This window comes from Micromonospora acroterricola (assembly GCF_003172955.1).
Classification (GTDB): Bacteria; Actinomycetota; Actinomycetes; order Mycobacteriales; family Micromonosporaceae; genus Micromonospora; species Micromonospora acroterricola.
In genome coordinates, this window is sequence record NZ_QGKR01000097.1 from 1 (window position 1) to 15314 (window position 15314).

Consider the following 15314-nt stretch of genomic DNA (forward strand, 5'->3'; position numbering starts at 1 on the left):
CCATTGTGCGGTGTGCCGCTCGGCCGCGGGCGGGGGTCGTAGCAGTCCTGCGGTCGCTACGGCCGTCCCGGGGGGTGTGAGTCAGGGGGCGGACTGCTCCACCGGGGGTAGGACGCTGGTCACTGCGGCGCAGGGGTCCGTCCCCGGTGCGGCAGCGTGGATCGCCTCGGCGGCGCGCTCGGCGAAGTCGCGGAAGGCGCCGCGCTGCTCCTCGGGCAGCCCGCCCAGTATGTGGTCCTCGGCGTGGGCGACCCGGCGTTCGGCCTCGGCGAGTACCTGGCGCCCGCGTTCAGTGGCCACGATCCGCCGGGCGCGCCGGTCACGTGGATCCAACTGCCGCTCGATGAGACCGGCGTTCTCCAGGTCGTCGATGACGTACGTCAGGACGCTGCGGTCGATCACCAGGCGGGCCGCCAAGGCGCCCTGCGTCGGCACCTCTTCGTGGACGACCACGGCCAGGATGTGGTAGCCGCGGCTGCCGTGCGGCAGGTCCTTCAACGCCTCCTCGACGTACTCGTGCCAGCGCCGCAGCACCATGCCCAGAGACCAGCCGAAGTTCGAACCGCGCTTGCGGTCGGCCGGCAGGTCGCATGGATCGCTGGTAGCGGACATACCCCCAATACTAGCAGCCGGTGTGTTGATCAAACACACTTTGTTCACACAGACCATGTTCATGACTACCCATCCGGCACTGGTCCACTGCTCAGCCGGCCCCCAGCCCGCTCCTGGCGGCCGCCCGGGAATGAACCGATCGGACGACCTGTTGTCAGGCATAAGATGTGCGGCACAAACAATATGCACTCAGCGGTCATTGGAGGATGGAACCAAATGCCTGATTACGGTCACGAACTCCTGTTCGGGACATTCCTGACGCCGAGCGCGCACGACCCGGACCGGGTGGTGGCGTTGGCGGAGCTGACCGAGGCGGCCGGGTTGGATCTGGCTACCTTCCAGGACCATCCCTACAACGCGGAGTTCCTCGACACCTGGACGCTGTTGAGCTGGGTCGCCTCCCGTACGGAGCGACTGCGGGTCTCCGCGAACGTGCTGAACCTGCCGTTGCGCCCGCCGGCCGTCCTGGCCCGGGCCGCGGCGAGCCTGGACCGGCTGTCCCACGGCCGGTTCGAGCTCGGTCTCGGCGCCGGCGCGTTCTGGGACGGGATCGAGGGCATGGGCGCCCGCCGGCTGACCGCGGGGCAGGGCGTCGCGGCGCTGCGCGAGGCGATCGACGTCCTGCGCGGTGTATGGGACGACTCCGCGTCGGAGCCGCTGCGCCGCGAGGGGAAGTACTACCCGATTCCGGGTATGCAGCGGGGCCCGGCGCCGGAGCACGACATCAACATCTGGCTCGGCGCGTACCAGCCCCGGATGCTGGAGTTGACCGGCCAGAAGGCCGACGGTTGGTTGCCCACTCTGGAGTACCTCCGGTCGCCGGACCGGGCCACCGCCAACCGCCTCATCGACGAGGCGGCGGTCGCGGCGGGACGCGACCCGCGGGAGATCCGCCGGCTGCTCAACCTGTTCACGGTCGACGTCTCCCCGCGTAGCCGCGGCTTCCTCCAAGGGCCGGCCGAGCAGTGGGTCGAGCAGCTGCTTCCGCTGGTCATCGAGGAGGGGTTCAGCGCCTTCCTGATCGGTCGCGACGACCCACGCCTCATCCAGACCTTCGGCGAGGAGATCGCCCCCGCGCTGCGGGAGGCCGTCGCCAAGGAGCGGCAGGGCAGCGGGACCGGAGCCGGGCGGGTCCGACCGGCCGTCGCCCTAGCCAAGCGCCAGCCCGGCGTCGACTACGACGCGCTGCCCGCGTCGCTGGCCGCCACGTCCGTCGAGCCCGGCGACCCGGAGTACGAGCGGGTGCGCCACAGCTACAGCTGGCAGGGCTCCCCGGCCCTGGTGGTCCGCCCCCGGGAAGCCGCGGAGGTGGTCGACGCCGTGACCTACGCGCGGACGCAGCACGTCCCGCTCTCCGTGCGCAGCGGCGGGCACGGCATCAGCGGTCGGTCCACGAACGACGGCGGCATCGTCATCGACATGTCCAGGATGAACAAGGTGGAGGTACTCGACCGGGCCACCCGCCGGATCCGCCTGGAGCCGGGAGCCCGCTGGGGACACGTCGCCCAGGCGCTCGCCCCGTACGGGCTGGCGATGAGCTCGGGGGACTACGGCGACGTGGGCGTCGGTGGCCTGGCCACCACCGCCGGTGTCGGCTACCTGGTGCGCAGGTACGGCCTGACCATCGACCACGTCGTCGCCGCCGAGATCGTCACCGCGGACGGCAGCCTGCTCCGGGTGGACGAGGACCATCACCCCGAACTGTTCTGGGCTGTCCGTGGCGCCGGCGGCAACTTCGGCGTCGTCACCGCCCTGGAACTGGAGGCATACGAGGTCGACAACGTCGTCCACGCCCAGCTCGTCGTCGACGCCACCGACGCGGCCGACCTGCTCCAGAGGTGGGGCCAGCTCGTCGAGGACGCGCCGCGGGAGCTGACCAGCTTCCTCTCGCTGTTCCCCGGACGCCGGGGCAACCCGCCGATGGCCCAGGTCACCCTGGTCTACGCCGATGACGACATCGAAGCGGCGCAGTCCGCCCTGAGCCCGTTCCTGGGGATCGGGCCGATCCTCGACCAGCAGGCCCAACTGGCGCCCTACCCGGCGATCGTCGCGCCGCCCGGCAACCAGCATCGCGGTCAGGGACTGGTGGACACGCACAGCGGGCTGTTGCACCACATCACACCCGAGGCGGCGGATGTCATGGCGACCATGATCCGCTCGGGTGACGTGATGGTCATGCAGTTCCGGTCCGTGGGCGCAGCCGTCAACGACGTCGCCCGCGACGCGACCGCCTACCCGCACCGGGAGCAGAACTTCTCGGTGCTCGCCGCCACCGTGCCGGACCGCCGGCCGCAACTCGACAAGCTCTGGGCCGACCTGTACGCGCACCTCGACGGCATGTACCTCAGCTTCGAGTCCGACACCGACCCGAAGCGGCTGCTCGACGCGTGGCCCGAGCCCACCCTCACCCGCCTGCGCGCCGTCAAGGCCACATACGACCCGGACAACGTCTTCAACCGCAACTTCGCCATCCCACCGGCGGCGGCCGGCGGGCACACCGGAAAGGAGGCCGACGATGTCGTTTGAGATCGGCCTGATCACGTTCGGCGAACTCACCGCCGACCCGGCCACCGGCCGGCTTCCCGAACCGCGCCAGCACTTGCGTGGCGTCATCGAGCTCGCCGAGCTCGCCGACCAGGCGGGCCTGGACGTCATCGGGGTCGGCGAGCACCACCGTTCGGACTTCGTGGCGACGGCGCCACCGATGGTGCTGGCGGCGATGGCCGAGCACACCAGGCGGATCCGCTTGACCAGCGCCGTCACCGTGCTCAGCTCCGACGACCCGGTCCGTGTCTGGGAACAGTTCGCCACCCTCGACCTGCTCTCCGGCGGCCGTGCGGAGATCATCGCCGGGCGCGGCTCGTACACCGAGTCGTTCCCGCTCTTCGGCTACGACCTCGCCGACTACGCGGAGCTGTTCCGGGAGAAGCTCGACCTGCTGCTGCGGATCCGCGAGACGAACCCGCTCACCTGGCCGGGTGGACGCTTCCGCCCGCCACTGAACCAGGCCGACATCGCACCCCGTGCCCTGCAGGAGAAGCTGCCGATCTGGGTCGGTGTCGGCGGCACCCCCACCTCCGCGGTCGAGACCGGTGCCCGAGGGCTGCCCATGATGCTCGGCGTCCTGCTCGGCACCGTCGGCGGCCACTCCGGCATCGTCAACCTCTACCGACGGGCGGCCGAGCAGGCCGGGCGCGATCCGGCGACCCTGCGGGTCGGGCTGTCCGTGCAAGGCCATGTCGGCCGCACCAGCGCGGAGGCGCGGCGGACGATGTATCCGCACTTCACCGCCGGCTTCCGGGACAACAACCACCAGCGGGGCCGGGGATTCGTGCTCAGCCGGGAGAAGTTCGACGCCTTCACCGGCCCGCAGGGCGCTCTCGTGGTGGGCAGCGCGCAGGAGGTGATCGACAAGATCGCGGCCTACCACGAGGCGTACGGCATCAGCCGGCTGCTGTTGCACGTCGGCTTCGGGGGAATGCCCCAGGCGCAGCTCCTCGACTCCGTCGAGCGTCTGGCCACCGAGGTCGCCCCGGTACTCCGCAAGGAACTCGCCGTCCCGGCCGGGAGTTGTCCTCGTCCCGCCGGCAACGGGTTCCCCGCCAACGTCGGCTGATTGAGTCCCTGTGCGACGGCCGCGACGTCTAGCGCTACTGAGCCGCTGGAGGTCAGCGCAGCCCGCGGATGACGTTGTCGACCAGCGTCCGGGCGAAGTCCTCGGTGAGGGGCTGGTCGGGGACGAGCAGACGGTGATAGCAGGCTCCCCAGAGCTGGTCGACGACGGACTCGGGATCGATGTCGGCGCGGAGCTGTCCCCGGGCAACGGCCCGGTTGAGCGCTTCCACGCCGAGGGCCCGACGTGGCCCGGAGTAGCGCTGGCGGTAGGCGATGGCCAATTCGGGGTCGGTCTGCGCCTGGGCGATGAGCTGGCTGATGACCCGTCCGGCGGGGGTGTCCCTCAACAGGTGGACGAAGGCGACGAGTTGACTGGTCAGGTCGGTGACGATGTCGCCGGTGTCGGGGAAGGCCAGGGTCGGTGCCACGACGGTGAAGTAGCCGTCCAGGGCGAGAGCACCCTTGGACGGCCACCACTTGTAGATGGTCATCCGGCTGGCCCTTGCCTGGGCCGCGACCTTCTCGATGGTGAAGCCGGCCATGCCCTCGACCAGCAGGAGATTTCCGGCGGCGGTGAGGATCTCCGCCCGGACCTGGTCCGCGGGACGCCGTCCGCGGCCGCGGCGGGATGGCTGATCGGCGTTCGGCATGAGCTGGGTCACTTTCCCCTCCCATCAGTAGGGAACTGCGTCTATGACTTGTTTATATGGACACAGCGTACACAGCAGCGAGAGCAAGGAGTGCTCCTATGGCCACCTCAACCAGCACGGCGCGGGTCGCGATCGTCACCGGTGGTTCCCGAGGCATCGGCCGCCAGGTCGTCGAACGGCTCGCGGCCGAGGGGTACGCCGTCGTCGTCAACTACCGCGGCAACCAGGCCGAGGCTGATGCGGCGGTGCAGGCGGCCCGGGCGGCCGGCGGCGAGGCGATCGCGGTCGCCGCCGACGTGGCCGACGAGACGGCCGTGGCGGCGCTCTTCGACACCGCCGAGCAGGAGTACGGCGGTGTCGACGTGGTGGTGAACGCGGCCGGCATGATGGCCCTCGCCCCACTGGCCGACCTCGACCTCGACAACCTCGACCGCCTCCTGCGGGTGAACGTGCGGGGCACCTTCGCCGTCGACCAGCAGGCCGCGCGACGGGTGCGCCGCGGCGGCGCCATCATCAACTTCTCCAGCTCACTGACCCGCTTCGCCCGCCCCGGCTACAGCGCCTACGCGGCCAGCAAGGGGGCGGTCTCGGCGATCACCCTGATCCTCGCCCGCGAACTGCGCGGCCGCGACGTGACCGTCAACGCCGTCGCCCCCGGCCCCACCGGGACCGCCCTCTTCCTCGAAGGCAAGGACGAGCAGACCCTGGCCCGCATGGCGGCCGAACCGCCGCTGGAGCGCATCGGCACCCCCGAAGACATCGCCGAACTCGTAGCTTTCCTCGCAGGCCCCGGCCGCTGGGTCAACGGCCAGGTCCTCTACGCCAACGGCGGCGCGATCTGAACGGAGTCCAGTTTCTGGTGGTTTCGCAGCCGGTGTGCCGTCGGCTGCCGGTTAGCCGAACGGCGTGGAACGTGATTCTGGAGGGTGCGTCGGTAGCTGGCCTGCCGGTCAACCTCTTCTCCGCTCCGGCCTATCTTTGGAGGCTCGTGCGACGTGATAGGAGGTGGCGGTGGAACTGGCGCTCACGCGGACCCACGGGATGCTCGGCCTTCCTGGCGTGCGGGCCCAACGGTCGAGCGCCGGGCTGGGCTGGCCCGGTCTCTTCGTTTCCACCCAGGTCGAGCCCCCGTTCGCGGAGAGCTTCGACGGTGCGGACACCCACCTGCTGATCCTGCACCTCGACGGTTCGGTCGCCGTGGGCCGGCGGGTCGGCGGAAGGTACCTCCGCCGACAGGTTCCCGCCGGAGGTCTGTTCCTGCATCCGGCGGGGCAGAACCTCACGGTCGAGCTCGGCGGTGAGCTGAACAGCGTCCACGTCTACCTGGCCGACGAGACCCTGCGCGCCGTAGGGGCGACGGAGGTCCGGCTCACCGAGGAGTACGGCGTGGTCGACCCACTCGTCGAACAGCTGGTGCTGGCGCTGGACAGCCTGATCAGGGACTGGACGCCGAGTGCCCGTACCTTCCTCGATCATCTGACCGGGTGCCTGGCCTCCCACCTGGCCCGTCGGTACGGCGACGGCGTGTCCGACGGATCCGGGCCTCTGCCGACTGCGCGCGGACTGGCCGATCGCCAGTTCGCCGCGGTGCGGGAGCTGATGGATGATCGGCTTGCCGGTCCGCTGCCGCTGAACGAGCTTGCCGCCGCCGCGTCGCTGAGCGTCCGGCAGTTCGCCCGCAGCTTCAAGGCGACCACCGGGCAGACGCCGCACCGCTACCTGATGGAACTGAGGCTGCAACAGGCGACCTGGCTGCTGCGTACCGGGAGTGTGCCGATCGCCGAGGTCGCCATGCGGTGTGGCTTCGCCCATCAGGAGCACCTGACCCGTGTGATGCGGTCGCAGCTGGGGACCACGCCGGGTGCGCTACGCCGCGCCGGCTGAACGACGTCCTTTTCGTGCAGCCATTCTGACTCTGTGATGCAGGCCGTTGAGCAGGACGGGACGCAGAATCGGAGGGCATACCCCAGCCTCGAGGAAGAGCCAGGACATGGACAACGTGGTCTATCAGACGGCCCCGGCCCGGGTGGTCTTCGGACCGCGGTCGACGGATCAGGTCCACGACGAGGTGGGCCGGCTCGGCCGCTCGCGGGTGCTCCTGATCACCACCCCGGCTATGCGGGAGGCCGCGGCCCGCGTCGAGGCGCAGTTCCCTCCCGGGGCGATCGTTCGCTTCGACGACGCCCAGATGCACACGCCGGTGAAGATCACCGAGCAGGCGCTGGTCGTCCTGAACGCCCATGACTCCGACGTGCTCGTCGCGATCGGGGGCGGCTCGGCCATCGGGCTCGCCAAGGCGCTCGCGGTGCGCACCGGGCTGGACCAGGTGGTGCTACCGACCACGTACTCCGGCTCCGAGGTCACCCCGGTGCTGGGCGAGACCGCCGACGGCGTCAAGACCACTCGCTCGGCCCCGGAGATCCGGCCCGAAACGGTCATCTACGACGTGGACCTGACTCTCTCGATGCCGGTCGGGCTGACCGTCACCAGCGCGGTCAACGCCCTGGCCCATGCGGCCGAGGCGCTGTATTCCGCACAGGCCAACGCCGTCACGGACGCCCTCGCCGTCAGGGCGATCAGCGCGATCGGGCACGCGTTGCCGGTGGTCGTGCAGGATCCCCAGAACCGTGACGCCCGCAGCGAACTGCTGGAGGCGGCATGGCTGGCGGGCACCTGCCTCGGCACCGTCGGCATGGGTCTGCACCACAAACTCTGTCACGTCCTCGGCGGCACGTTCGACCTGCCGCACGCCGCGACGCACACCGTCGTCCTGCCGCACGCGCTGGCGTACAACGCCCCGGCGGCTCCCGGGGTGATGCGCCGGATCGCGGAGGCACTCGGCGTGCCGGACGCGCCGAGCGGTCTGCACGACCTGATCAGCTCGCTCGGCGGCCCGACCTCGCTGGCCACGTTGGGGCTCGCGGAGGGCGACCTGGCGCGCGCGGCGGCGCTCGCCGCCGCATCCTCGTACCCGAGCCCCCGGCCGGTGACCGAGAAGGGGATGCGGGCGCTGTTGACCGATGCCTGGCACGGTCGGCAACCCGGCGGCGGGCGCCGCTATCCCGGCGCCGAGCTGCGTCAACTGCTCGCCGAGGTCGAGGGCAGCTTCGGCGACACCGCGCAGCCACGGTTGCACGCGCTGCTCGCCAGCCTCGTCCGGCATCTGCACGGGTACGTCGCGGAGAACGACCTGACCGAGGCGGAGTGGATGGCCGGGATCGACTTCCTCACCCGTACCGGCCAGATGAGTTCGGCCAAACGGCAGGAGTTCATCCTGTTCTCCGACAGCCTTGGCGTCTCGAGCGCCGTGGACATCCTCGGCAACTCTCGGAACACCGGAACCACGCCCTCGGCGGTACTGGGTCCGTTCTACGTCGAAGGACCACCGGAGACCCCGCAAGGCACGGACATCGGGGCCGGACTCGACGGTGTGCCACTCTTGACCGAGGTACGCGTCGTCTCCGACACGGGAGAGCCGCTCGCCGGCGCGGTCGTCGACGTCTGGCAGTCCAACAAGGACGGCTTCTACGACGTGCAACTGCCGGAGGTCGAGGGACCGGTGCTGCGTGCCCGCTTCCGGACCGACGACGACGGGTTGCTGCGCTACTGGTCGATTCTCCCCTCCGACTACCCCATCCCCACCGACGGGCCAGTGGGCGAGATGTTGGCGGCGACGAACCGGCACGCGTACCGGGCCGCGCACGTGCACTTCTTGATCAACGCCGTCGGACACCAACAGTTGATCACTCAGCTGTTTCCCGCCGACACCACGTACCTCGACTCGGATGCCGTGTTCGGCGTCAAGCAGCCGCTGATCGTCGAGTTCACCAACCCGGGAGGGTCAACCCCCGACGGTCGTGAGATCGCCGGTGAGTGGCGTCGCCTGGACTACACCTTCACCCTGGCACGTGTCCCAGCGGTGGCGACGACACGGACCTCCGGCTAGTGATCTTGAGTTGAACTTGCCGCGTTCGCAGTGGACTTCTTCGCGTACCCGCTCAGATCGGTCAACGGCGCACCCGATAGCGCAGGTGAAGCACCCGGTTGCCCTGAATCACCACGTCAGGATCCTCCAACAGGTGCTGCGCGTGGACCGACCCGAAGTAGCGCTTGCCGGACCCGAACACCACGGGTACGACGTCCATGCGCACCTCGTCGATCAGGCCCGCGGCAAGCACCTGGCCACCGACGTCGCCGGCGGCGACCTCGACCATGCGCTCACCCGCAAGCTCCTGCGCCTTGGCCACGGCTGCCTCGACGCCGTCGACGAAGTGAAACGGCGCCTCGGGGTCCCAGCCCTCGGGCGCCGGCCGGTGCGTCACGACGACCACGTGGTCGATCCCGCCCGGAGGCTTCCCGTCCCAGCCGTCCGTCATGTCGAAGACGTGGCGGCCGACGACAGTCGCCCCGATCTGGTCCCAGTACGGCCGGGTGTAGTCGTAGGACGTCTGCGACACCTTCAACTCGCCGCTCTCGTCCAACGGGACGTCACCGCTGAGCAACCAGTCGAACAGCGGTCCGGGCTGGTCGTTCTCGTCCGCGATGAAGCCGTCCACCGACACCGAGCTGTACATGACCACCTTGCCCATGGGCGCTCCTCTGCTGGGGGAATGCCCTCAGGTTAGAGTTTCGTGGGCTGTCGCTCTTGTAAGAAATCAATCGGCCGGCAGCGGCCAGCTGTCCAGTACGTGGCCGGGATGTTCGCGCAGGAACCGCCGCCGGACTTCGACATATCGTGTCGGTGTGAGCCCGGTGAATGCCCGGAACTCGTGGCCGAAGTGGGCCTGGTCGAAGTAGCCTGCGCCACCGGCGAGGTCGGCCCAGTCGATCGGTTCGGCGGGGTTGATCGCCAACACGGTGGCGGCGAAGCGGTAGGTGCGGGCCAGCCGCTTCGGCGTGACGCCGATGAGCTCCTTGAACCGCTGTGCCAGGTGAGTGCTGCTGACACCGGCCGCCACCCTCAGGTCGTCGATAGCCACCGCCCCGCTGGTCGCAGCGATGATGCAGCTCGTATGGCGGACCAGCCCCAGGCCGGCGGTCTCGCACAGCCGTCGCATCAGCTCCTCCTCGAGCAGCGTCAGCATCTCGTGAGGTCCCTCGGCCGTGGCCAGCCGGTCTCGCAGCTCGGCGATGGCGGGTCGACCCCAAATGTGCTCTACCGTCACCGGCCGGTCACACAATTCGGCCGCGGGCATCGGCAGGAACGGCGCCAGCCCCCACGACTTGAAGTGCACGCCGACGGACCGGGTTCGGGGTGGGTAGCCGAACTCCAACGCGCGGGTGGGCATGGTGACCACGCAGCCGTCGGCGTACTCGGCCGTCTCGATGTCGGTGCCGGCGCGGATGCGGAACGGCGCCCCGAGGTTGACGATGAGCAACGCCGCCGGACTTGCCGGCAGCGTCAGCCGGGCGTACGGCGGCGCGCCCTCCAGGTAGTAGAGGTCGTCGATCAGCCCGTCCAGCGGCGGTCGCGGCACTCTGGACACGTACTCCACGCCCACAGCATCGCCGACGCTCCGCCAGCATCGCGCGCCGGGATGGTCCAGGCGCGCTGCACCAGCATCGAGCCGGCGCCGATCCCGGACGAGCGCCCGGCCGCGGACATCTGCGGGGGATAAGAGCCGGTTGAGACGGAGGTCCGGTCGCCGCGCACCTTGCTCCGGTTTGTGCCGTGCCCGTTCGCCGCGCTCAGCGGTGGGCGGGCATCTCGACGATCTCGGCGATCGCTTCGAACGGGTTGTACTGGCCGATCTCCTTGGCCATGATCCCAGCCCGGGAGCGGTAGCCCGGGTCGTGCAGCACCGTCTGCACCGCGGCGCGCAACTCGGTCACCTCCGGCATGCTGGTGCGCAGGTTGACGCCGGTGCCGCTCCACTCGACGCGGGCGGCCACCTCCGGCTTGTCCTCGCTCGCACCGGCGACCACTAGCGGCACCCCGTAGTACAGGGCGGTCTGCACCCCGCCGTAACCGCCGTTGGTCACCAGTGCGTCGGTGTGTGGCAGCAGCCGGTCGAACGGCACGAAGCTGGCCAGCCGCACGTTGTCCGGCACTGTCGCCAGGGCCCGGCGCACGAGGTCCGGCCCGTCCTCACGTACGGTGGCGGCCACCACGAGGACGTCGAGGTCGGCGAGGGCACGCACCGTGGGGATGACCAGTTCGTTCAGATCGGTGTTGGCGACGGTTCCCTGGGTGACGACCACCACCGGCCGGCCGGCCGACAGCTCGGGCCACCATGCCGGCTCTACGTGGTCGCCGCTGGAGGCTGGAGGAAGCGCACCGACGAACTGTAGGTGTTCCGGAAGGTCGCTGCGGGGGTACTCGAAGCTGGGCACGGTCAGCTGCAGGTAGTGGTCCGTATGGCGGAACGGCGCGTCGAAGAGGTAGTCGGGCATCGTCACACCCAACGACTCGAGCGTCGCCTCGCCGAATCTCTGCAGCTCGGCAAAGACCTGGCGCACCTCAGCATTCATCGCTCGGTTGCGGGCGCGTGCCTCCTCGCCTGGCGTTGGCAGGATACCGGCGCCGAACGCGGGAGTGTCCTCGCTCTGGATCAGCAGGGGAACAGAGCCCAGCGTCACGAGCCTCGGGCGTTCCTCCGGCGCCGTGGAGAGGCTGAGCACCGGTATCGACCAGAACCCAAGCTCACCGAGCACCACATCGGCGGGGAACTTCGCCAGCAGCGCCCGTAAGCCCCGCACCTGCGCGGGCAAGTGGCCGAGGAAGAAGTTCTCAAAGTCGAACGACAACTGGGCCGGTCCTGGTGGCAGCGTGGCCCGCGCCGGAAAGAGGGTGTCCAACTTCCGATCGTCGAGGTCGGCTTCCGGCGGCAGTGCCTGGAACCGCGCTCCGGTCGCCAGAGCGCGCTCCTCGAATCGGGATCCGGTGTATACGACCACCTCGTGACCACGCCTGACCAGGTCCGCCGCGACCGTGAGGACCGGGCTCACGTGCCCATGGAAGGGTGTCGCTCCGACTATTACCCTCGCCATTCGGCTCTCCTCATTTCGACGTTGTAGCCCACCGGCATTTGCAGAAGAACGAAAAGCATCTGGTGTGACCGTTCACCTGTTCCGCCGTACGCCAATGGCGTGTCACCCCGCGGGTCGCGCTGTGCCCGTTCCAGCGCGGGCGACGTCACAGCTGTACGGCCCGCCACACCCTGCACCACGGCACGCAGCCGAGTGGGCATGGCCTGCGGCTTCGCGTCGTGCGTCACAGCTGGTTCCGCGCGATGCGCACGACGATCTGCGCCCACAACGGCACGGCGAAGCCACCCAGGGGCGGCCGGAGGAGGGGCTTGGGCGCCGCCGCCGGTTGGGCAACCTGTTCACGAGGATCTCCGTGATCGCCGGTAACGGTGTGCTACCAATGGGCGGTGTCCATGCCTCTGTTTCGCCGGCCCGATGGCGGTCGGTGTCGCGGTGGTCCGGCCGCTCACCGCGTGGATCCGGCTCGGGAGAGACCGGAGTGGTGACAGGGCGCCCCCATCGCGTCGGGATCTTCGTCTACGACGGAGTGACGTTGTTGGACGTCGCTGGTCCGGCGGAGGTGTTCAGGGAGGCGAACCGGTTCGGTGCCGACTATCGGATCGTGCTGCTGTCGCCGACCGGTGCGGACGTCACGTCGAACCTCGGGGTCCGGGTCGCGGTCGACGGCGGCGTCTCCTCGGAGCCGATTTTCGACACGTTACTGGTGGCCGGGTCCGATCTGTATCCGCGTGCCCGTGTCCCTGCCGAGCTGTCGGACGCCGCACGGATACCGGCGGCTGTGGCTGGCCGGGTCGCGTCGGTCTGCACCGGGGCGTTCGTCCTCGCCGCCGCTGGCCTCCTCGACGGCAAGCGCGCGACCACGCACTGGCAGGTCGTGCACGAGCTTGCCGCCCGGTGTCCGACGTGCCGTGTCGAGCCCGACGCGATCTACGTTCGCGACGGCACCACGTACACGTCGGCAGGGGTGACGGCCGGTATCGATCTGGCGCTCGCTCTCGTCGAAGAGGACCATGGGCCCGACCTGGCACGCGAGGTCGCCCGCGCCCTGGTGGTTTACATGCAGCGCGCGGGCGGCCAGTCCCAGTTCTCGGCGCCGCTGCAAGGACCGCCGCCCCGCTCGCCGGCTCTCCGCACCATCACCGACGTGGTGACCGCGGCCCCCCGCGGGGACCACTCGCTCGGTGAACTCGCGAAACACCTCAACGTGAGCACCCGGCACCTCACCCGGCTCTTCCGCGACGAGCTGTCCACGACACCGGCCCGCTACGTGGAAAGCATCCGGTTCGACATGGCCAGGGCACTGCTCGACCAGGGACACACCGCGACGCAGGCCGCGACCCTCGCCGGCTTCCCCAGCTACGAGAGCATGCGACGGGTGTTCGCCAGGAAGCTGTCCATCAGCCCCGCCGCCTACCAACGCCGGTTCAGCACGGCCCGCCGCGCCGACCCGGGTTAGTGCTCCAGGGCGAGGTGTTGGCGGCGGCAGCGCCACGATGACTATCGATAGGACTCAGCCGGAAGCGGTCTCAGCGACCAGGTAGTTGGCGACCAGATTCTCGGCCGAGAAGATGACCGGCCCCTCGTCGACGATGGCGCAGCCGCAGAGCTGCTGGACGGACCGGAAGCTGACATTGCCGTCTGACGGCACGTTCAGCTGCACCACGTCCGACGGGACACCGGTCGTCAGCTGCGAGAAGTCGGGCGTGTCGTGCCCGATGGCGTTGATGCAGAACTGGCAGAAGAACGACTGGATCAGGAAGGCCGCCGCGCCCACCGGCGCGCCGCCGAGGCCCGGTAACCGGTCGACGACGTTCATTCCCCATGCCGGGTTGGGCAGGTACCCGAGGCCGAGGCCGAGATCGTCTCCCGTCGTCGCGATCAGGGCGGCATCAACGACACCGGTGAAGGCCGAGTCACCGGTCCAGATGCCGGACCCGACCACCGACACGCTGGGAGTGGATGCGTACGGGTCGGGTGTGGCGCCCACCCCGGCGCCGATGCCGAGGAAGTCCGACTTGTCGTCGGCGAACTGGTACGAGAAGCCGGCGATCGCCGCAGTGGCGTACATCGGGGGACTGCCGGTCGACACCGGTGACGACGACGTGCCAGACGACATCTGGTCGACGGTGATGCCGTTCTGGTTCTGCAGGAACAGGCCGGGCGGGTTGGTGGAGCCGAGCCACGCGACGACCGCGACCTGGGCCCACGACCCGTCAAGGTCGACCTGGTCGAGGAGCATCTGCTGATCGATGATGAGAGACGTGGTGCCGACGCCGGTGCCGTCGCGCGGGCGCAACGCGAGGCCGATCCGCTGGATGACCGTCCCCAGTTGCAGGGTCTGCAGGTTGAACTGCTGCAACGCGTACGCGTAGGCACCGATCGTGCTCGGGAACGTGAATGTCGCCGAGCCGTTGCCGGTGATCATGCTGGTCTGGATGGCGATCGACACGATTTCCTCCGGTCAGGCGAACTGGGCGATCACGGACAGCGTCGCGCTGCTGTCCCCGCAGATGTAGTGGTGGGCCCCGAGATCCGGGTTGAACAGGTTGAGCACGACGCTTCCGGAGACGGTGCAGGCGTTGATGCTCAGGTCGCCCGCCTGCATCACCTGGATCAGTTGGAACTCGGCGGTGTCGTCGTAGACGATGCTGACGTCCTGCAGCAGCAGCGCGGCCTGGGCGACCGACGAGTAGCCGGACGGAATGGTGAAGTCCACGAAGAACATTCCGGTCATGCCCTGCTGCCCCTCCGGAACGAGCCAGGTCACGCTCGCCGTCTGCACGTCGAATCCGACGAGATTCGTGCCGTAGGAGAGGAGCCCGACGTCGACCGTGCCGGTCGTCGAGAAGTTCGTCAGGCCGACGCTGCCGTTGACCGTCACCTGGTTGCCCACGGGAGAGGCCACGCTCGACGCGAGTGTGAGCCCGCCGATCTCGCCGGTGCCGTCGCTCGCGGCGACGGAGAACCCGGAGAGGAAGGCCAGGCTTGTGGTGTTGTCGCCGATCGGGACGACCGACGAGTCCTGGCCGGAGGTCAGGCCGAAGGCTGTGGCACAGACCGGTGCCGACGTGTACGGCGTGCCGATCACCGCCAGCACGCTGACCTGCGCGACGCTGCCCGGGCCGCTGTCGGAGTCGGGCGGGTCGATGGCGCTGTCGCCGTCATAGTCGGTGAGCATGACGTTGCCGCCGACGGCGACGACGGTGCCGATCAGATTGGGGGTGAGTGACACGCCCACCGCGCCCGCGTCCTCCGCCCACCAGGCCGAGTTGGTCTGGTAGTTCAGGACGAAGCCGCTCATCGCGACGGCGTACGCCAGGATCTGCTCGCCGCTGTCGATGTCCGCGGTGAAGTCGAACACCACCGGCGAGGCGAACGGGTTCGCGTCGGGCATCGCCTGAGTGCGGACACTGAGATGGGCCACGTCTCTCCTCTACGGGGTGCCGC

The 15314-nt window shown here is 69.4% G+C and carries 13 protein-coding genes; 6 read left to right on the forward strand and 7 right to left on the reverse strand.

Features of this window, described 5'->3' with window-relative positions; translation table 11 throughout:
• Positions 1 to 81: 81 nt before the first annotated feature.
• Positions 82 to 612, reverse strand: coding sequence for a MarR family winged helix-turn-helix transcriptional regulator (locus DKT68_RS02665; protein ID WP_109815840.1), 531 nt, complete (start codon positions 610 to 612; stop codon positions 82 to 84).
• A 216-nt stretch (positions 613 to 828) separates the two neighbouring features.
• On the opposite strand from DKT68_RS02665, the gene DKT68_RS02670 reads away from it, so the two are divergent.
• Together DKT68_RS02670 and DKT68_RS02675 are read left to right on the forward strand one after the other, a co-directional pair.
• Positions 829 to 3138: an LLM class flavin-dependent oxidoreductase gene (locus DKT68_RS02670; protein WP_109815841.1), complete on the forward strand. Its 2310-nt coding sequence runs from the start codon at positions 829 to 831 to the stop codon at positions 3136 to 3138.
• Complete coding sequence (locus tag DKT68_RS02675; protein ID WP_109815842.1) at positions 3128 to 4228, forward strand: LLM class flavin-dependent oxidoreductase; 1101 nt, start codon at positions 3128 to 3130, stop codon at positions 4226 to 4228. The genes DKT68_RS02670 and DKT68_RS02675 overlap by 11 nt, the downstream gene beginning before the upstream one ends.
• Positions 4229 to 4280: 52 nt before the next feature.
• Here DKT68_RS02675 and DKT68_RS02680 read toward each other — a convergent pair whose 3' ends face one another.
• Positions 4281 to 4889 (reverse strand): TetR/AcrR family transcriptional regulator, encoded by a 609-nt coding sequence (locus DKT68_RS02680; RefSeq protein ID WP_236646685.1) that lies wholly within the window; start codon positions 4887 to 4889, stop codon positions 4281 to 4283.
• An 86-nt stretch (positions 4890 to 4975) separates the two neighbouring features.
• Here DKT68_RS02680 and DKT68_RS02685 point away from each other — a divergent pair, with 86 nt between their 5' ends.
• The 3 genes from DKT68_RS02685 to DKT68_RS02695 all read left to right on the forward strand — a co-directional run bounded on the left by DKT68_RS02685 (position 4976) and on the right by DKT68_RS02695 (position 8823).
• On the forward strand, positions 4976 to 5719 hold the full coding sequence (locus DKT68_RS02685; RefSeq protein WP_109815843.1) for an SDR family oxidoreductase: 744 nt from the start codon (positions 4976 to 4978) through the stop codon (positions 5717 to 5719).
• A gap of 169 nt (positions 5720 to 5888) precedes the next feature.
• Positions 5889 to 6761 (forward strand): AraC family transcriptional regulator, encoded by an 873-nt coding sequence (locus tag DKT68_RS02690; RefSeq protein WP_236646686.1) that lies wholly within the window; start codon positions 5889 to 5891, stop codon positions 6759 to 6761.
• A gap of 106 nt (positions 6762 to 6867) precedes the next feature.
• Positions 6868 to 8823, forward strand: a complete 1956-nt coding sequence (locus DKT68_RS02695; protein WP_109815844.1) for a maleylacetate reductase and hydroxyquinol 1,2-dioxygenase domain-containing protein — start codon at positions 6868 to 6870, stop codon at positions 8821 to 8823.
• A 61-nt stretch (positions 8824 to 8884) separates the two neighbouring features.
• On the opposite strand, the gene DKT68_RS02700 is transcribed toward DKT68_RS02695, so the two are convergent.
• The 3 genes from DKT68_RS02700 to DKT68_RS02710 all read right to left on the reverse strand — a co-directional run bounded on the left by DKT68_RS02700 (position 8885) and on the right by DKT68_RS02710 (position 11825).
• Entirely contained in the window at positions 8885 to 9466 is a 582-nt protein-coding gene (locus DKT68_RS02700) for a dihydrofolate reductase family protein (RefSeq protein WP_109815845.1), read from the reverse strand.
• 66 nt (positions 9467 to 9532) lie between these two features.
• On the reverse strand, positions 9533 to 10372 hold the full coding sequence (locus DKT68_RS02705; protein ID WP_236646687.1) for a helix-turn-helix domain-containing protein: 840 nt from the start codon (positions 10370 to 10372) through the stop codon (positions 9533 to 9535).
• Between the two features lie 193 nt (positions 10373 to 10565).
• A complete protein-coding gene (locus DKT68_RS02710) occupies positions 10566 to 11825 on the reverse strand; it encodes a nucleotide disphospho-sugar-binding domain-containing protein (RefSeq protein ID WP_161556609.1) in 1260 nt (419 codons plus the stop codon).
• Between the two features lie 394 nt (positions 11826 to 12219).
• On the opposite strand from DKT68_RS02710, the gene DKT68_RS02715 reads away from it, so the two are divergent.
• Positions 12220 to 13323, forward strand: a complete 1104-nt coding sequence (locus DKT68_RS02715) for a GlxA family transcriptional regulator (protein WP_236646688.1) — start codon at positions 12220 to 12222, stop codon at positions 13321 to 13323.
• Positions 13324 to 13377: 54 nt separating this feature from the next.
• Here DKT68_RS02715 and DKT68_RS02720 read toward each other — a convergent pair whose 3' ends face one another.
• Together DKT68_RS02720 and DKT68_RS02725 are read right to left on the reverse strand one after the other, a co-directional pair.
• Positions 13378 to 14316 (reverse strand): hypothetical protein, encoded by a 939-nt coding sequence (locus DKT68_RS02720; RefSeq protein WP_109815847.1) that lies wholly within the window; start codon positions 14314 to 14316, stop codon positions 13378 to 13380.
• A 12-nt stretch (positions 14317 to 14328) separates the two neighbouring features.
• Positions 14329 to 15291, reverse strand: coding sequence for a hypothetical protein (locus tag DKT68_RS02725; protein ID WP_146218265.1), 963 nt, complete (start codon positions 15289 to 15291; stop codon positions 14329 to 14331).
• Between the last annotated feature and the right edge of the window lie 23 nt (positions 15292 to 15314).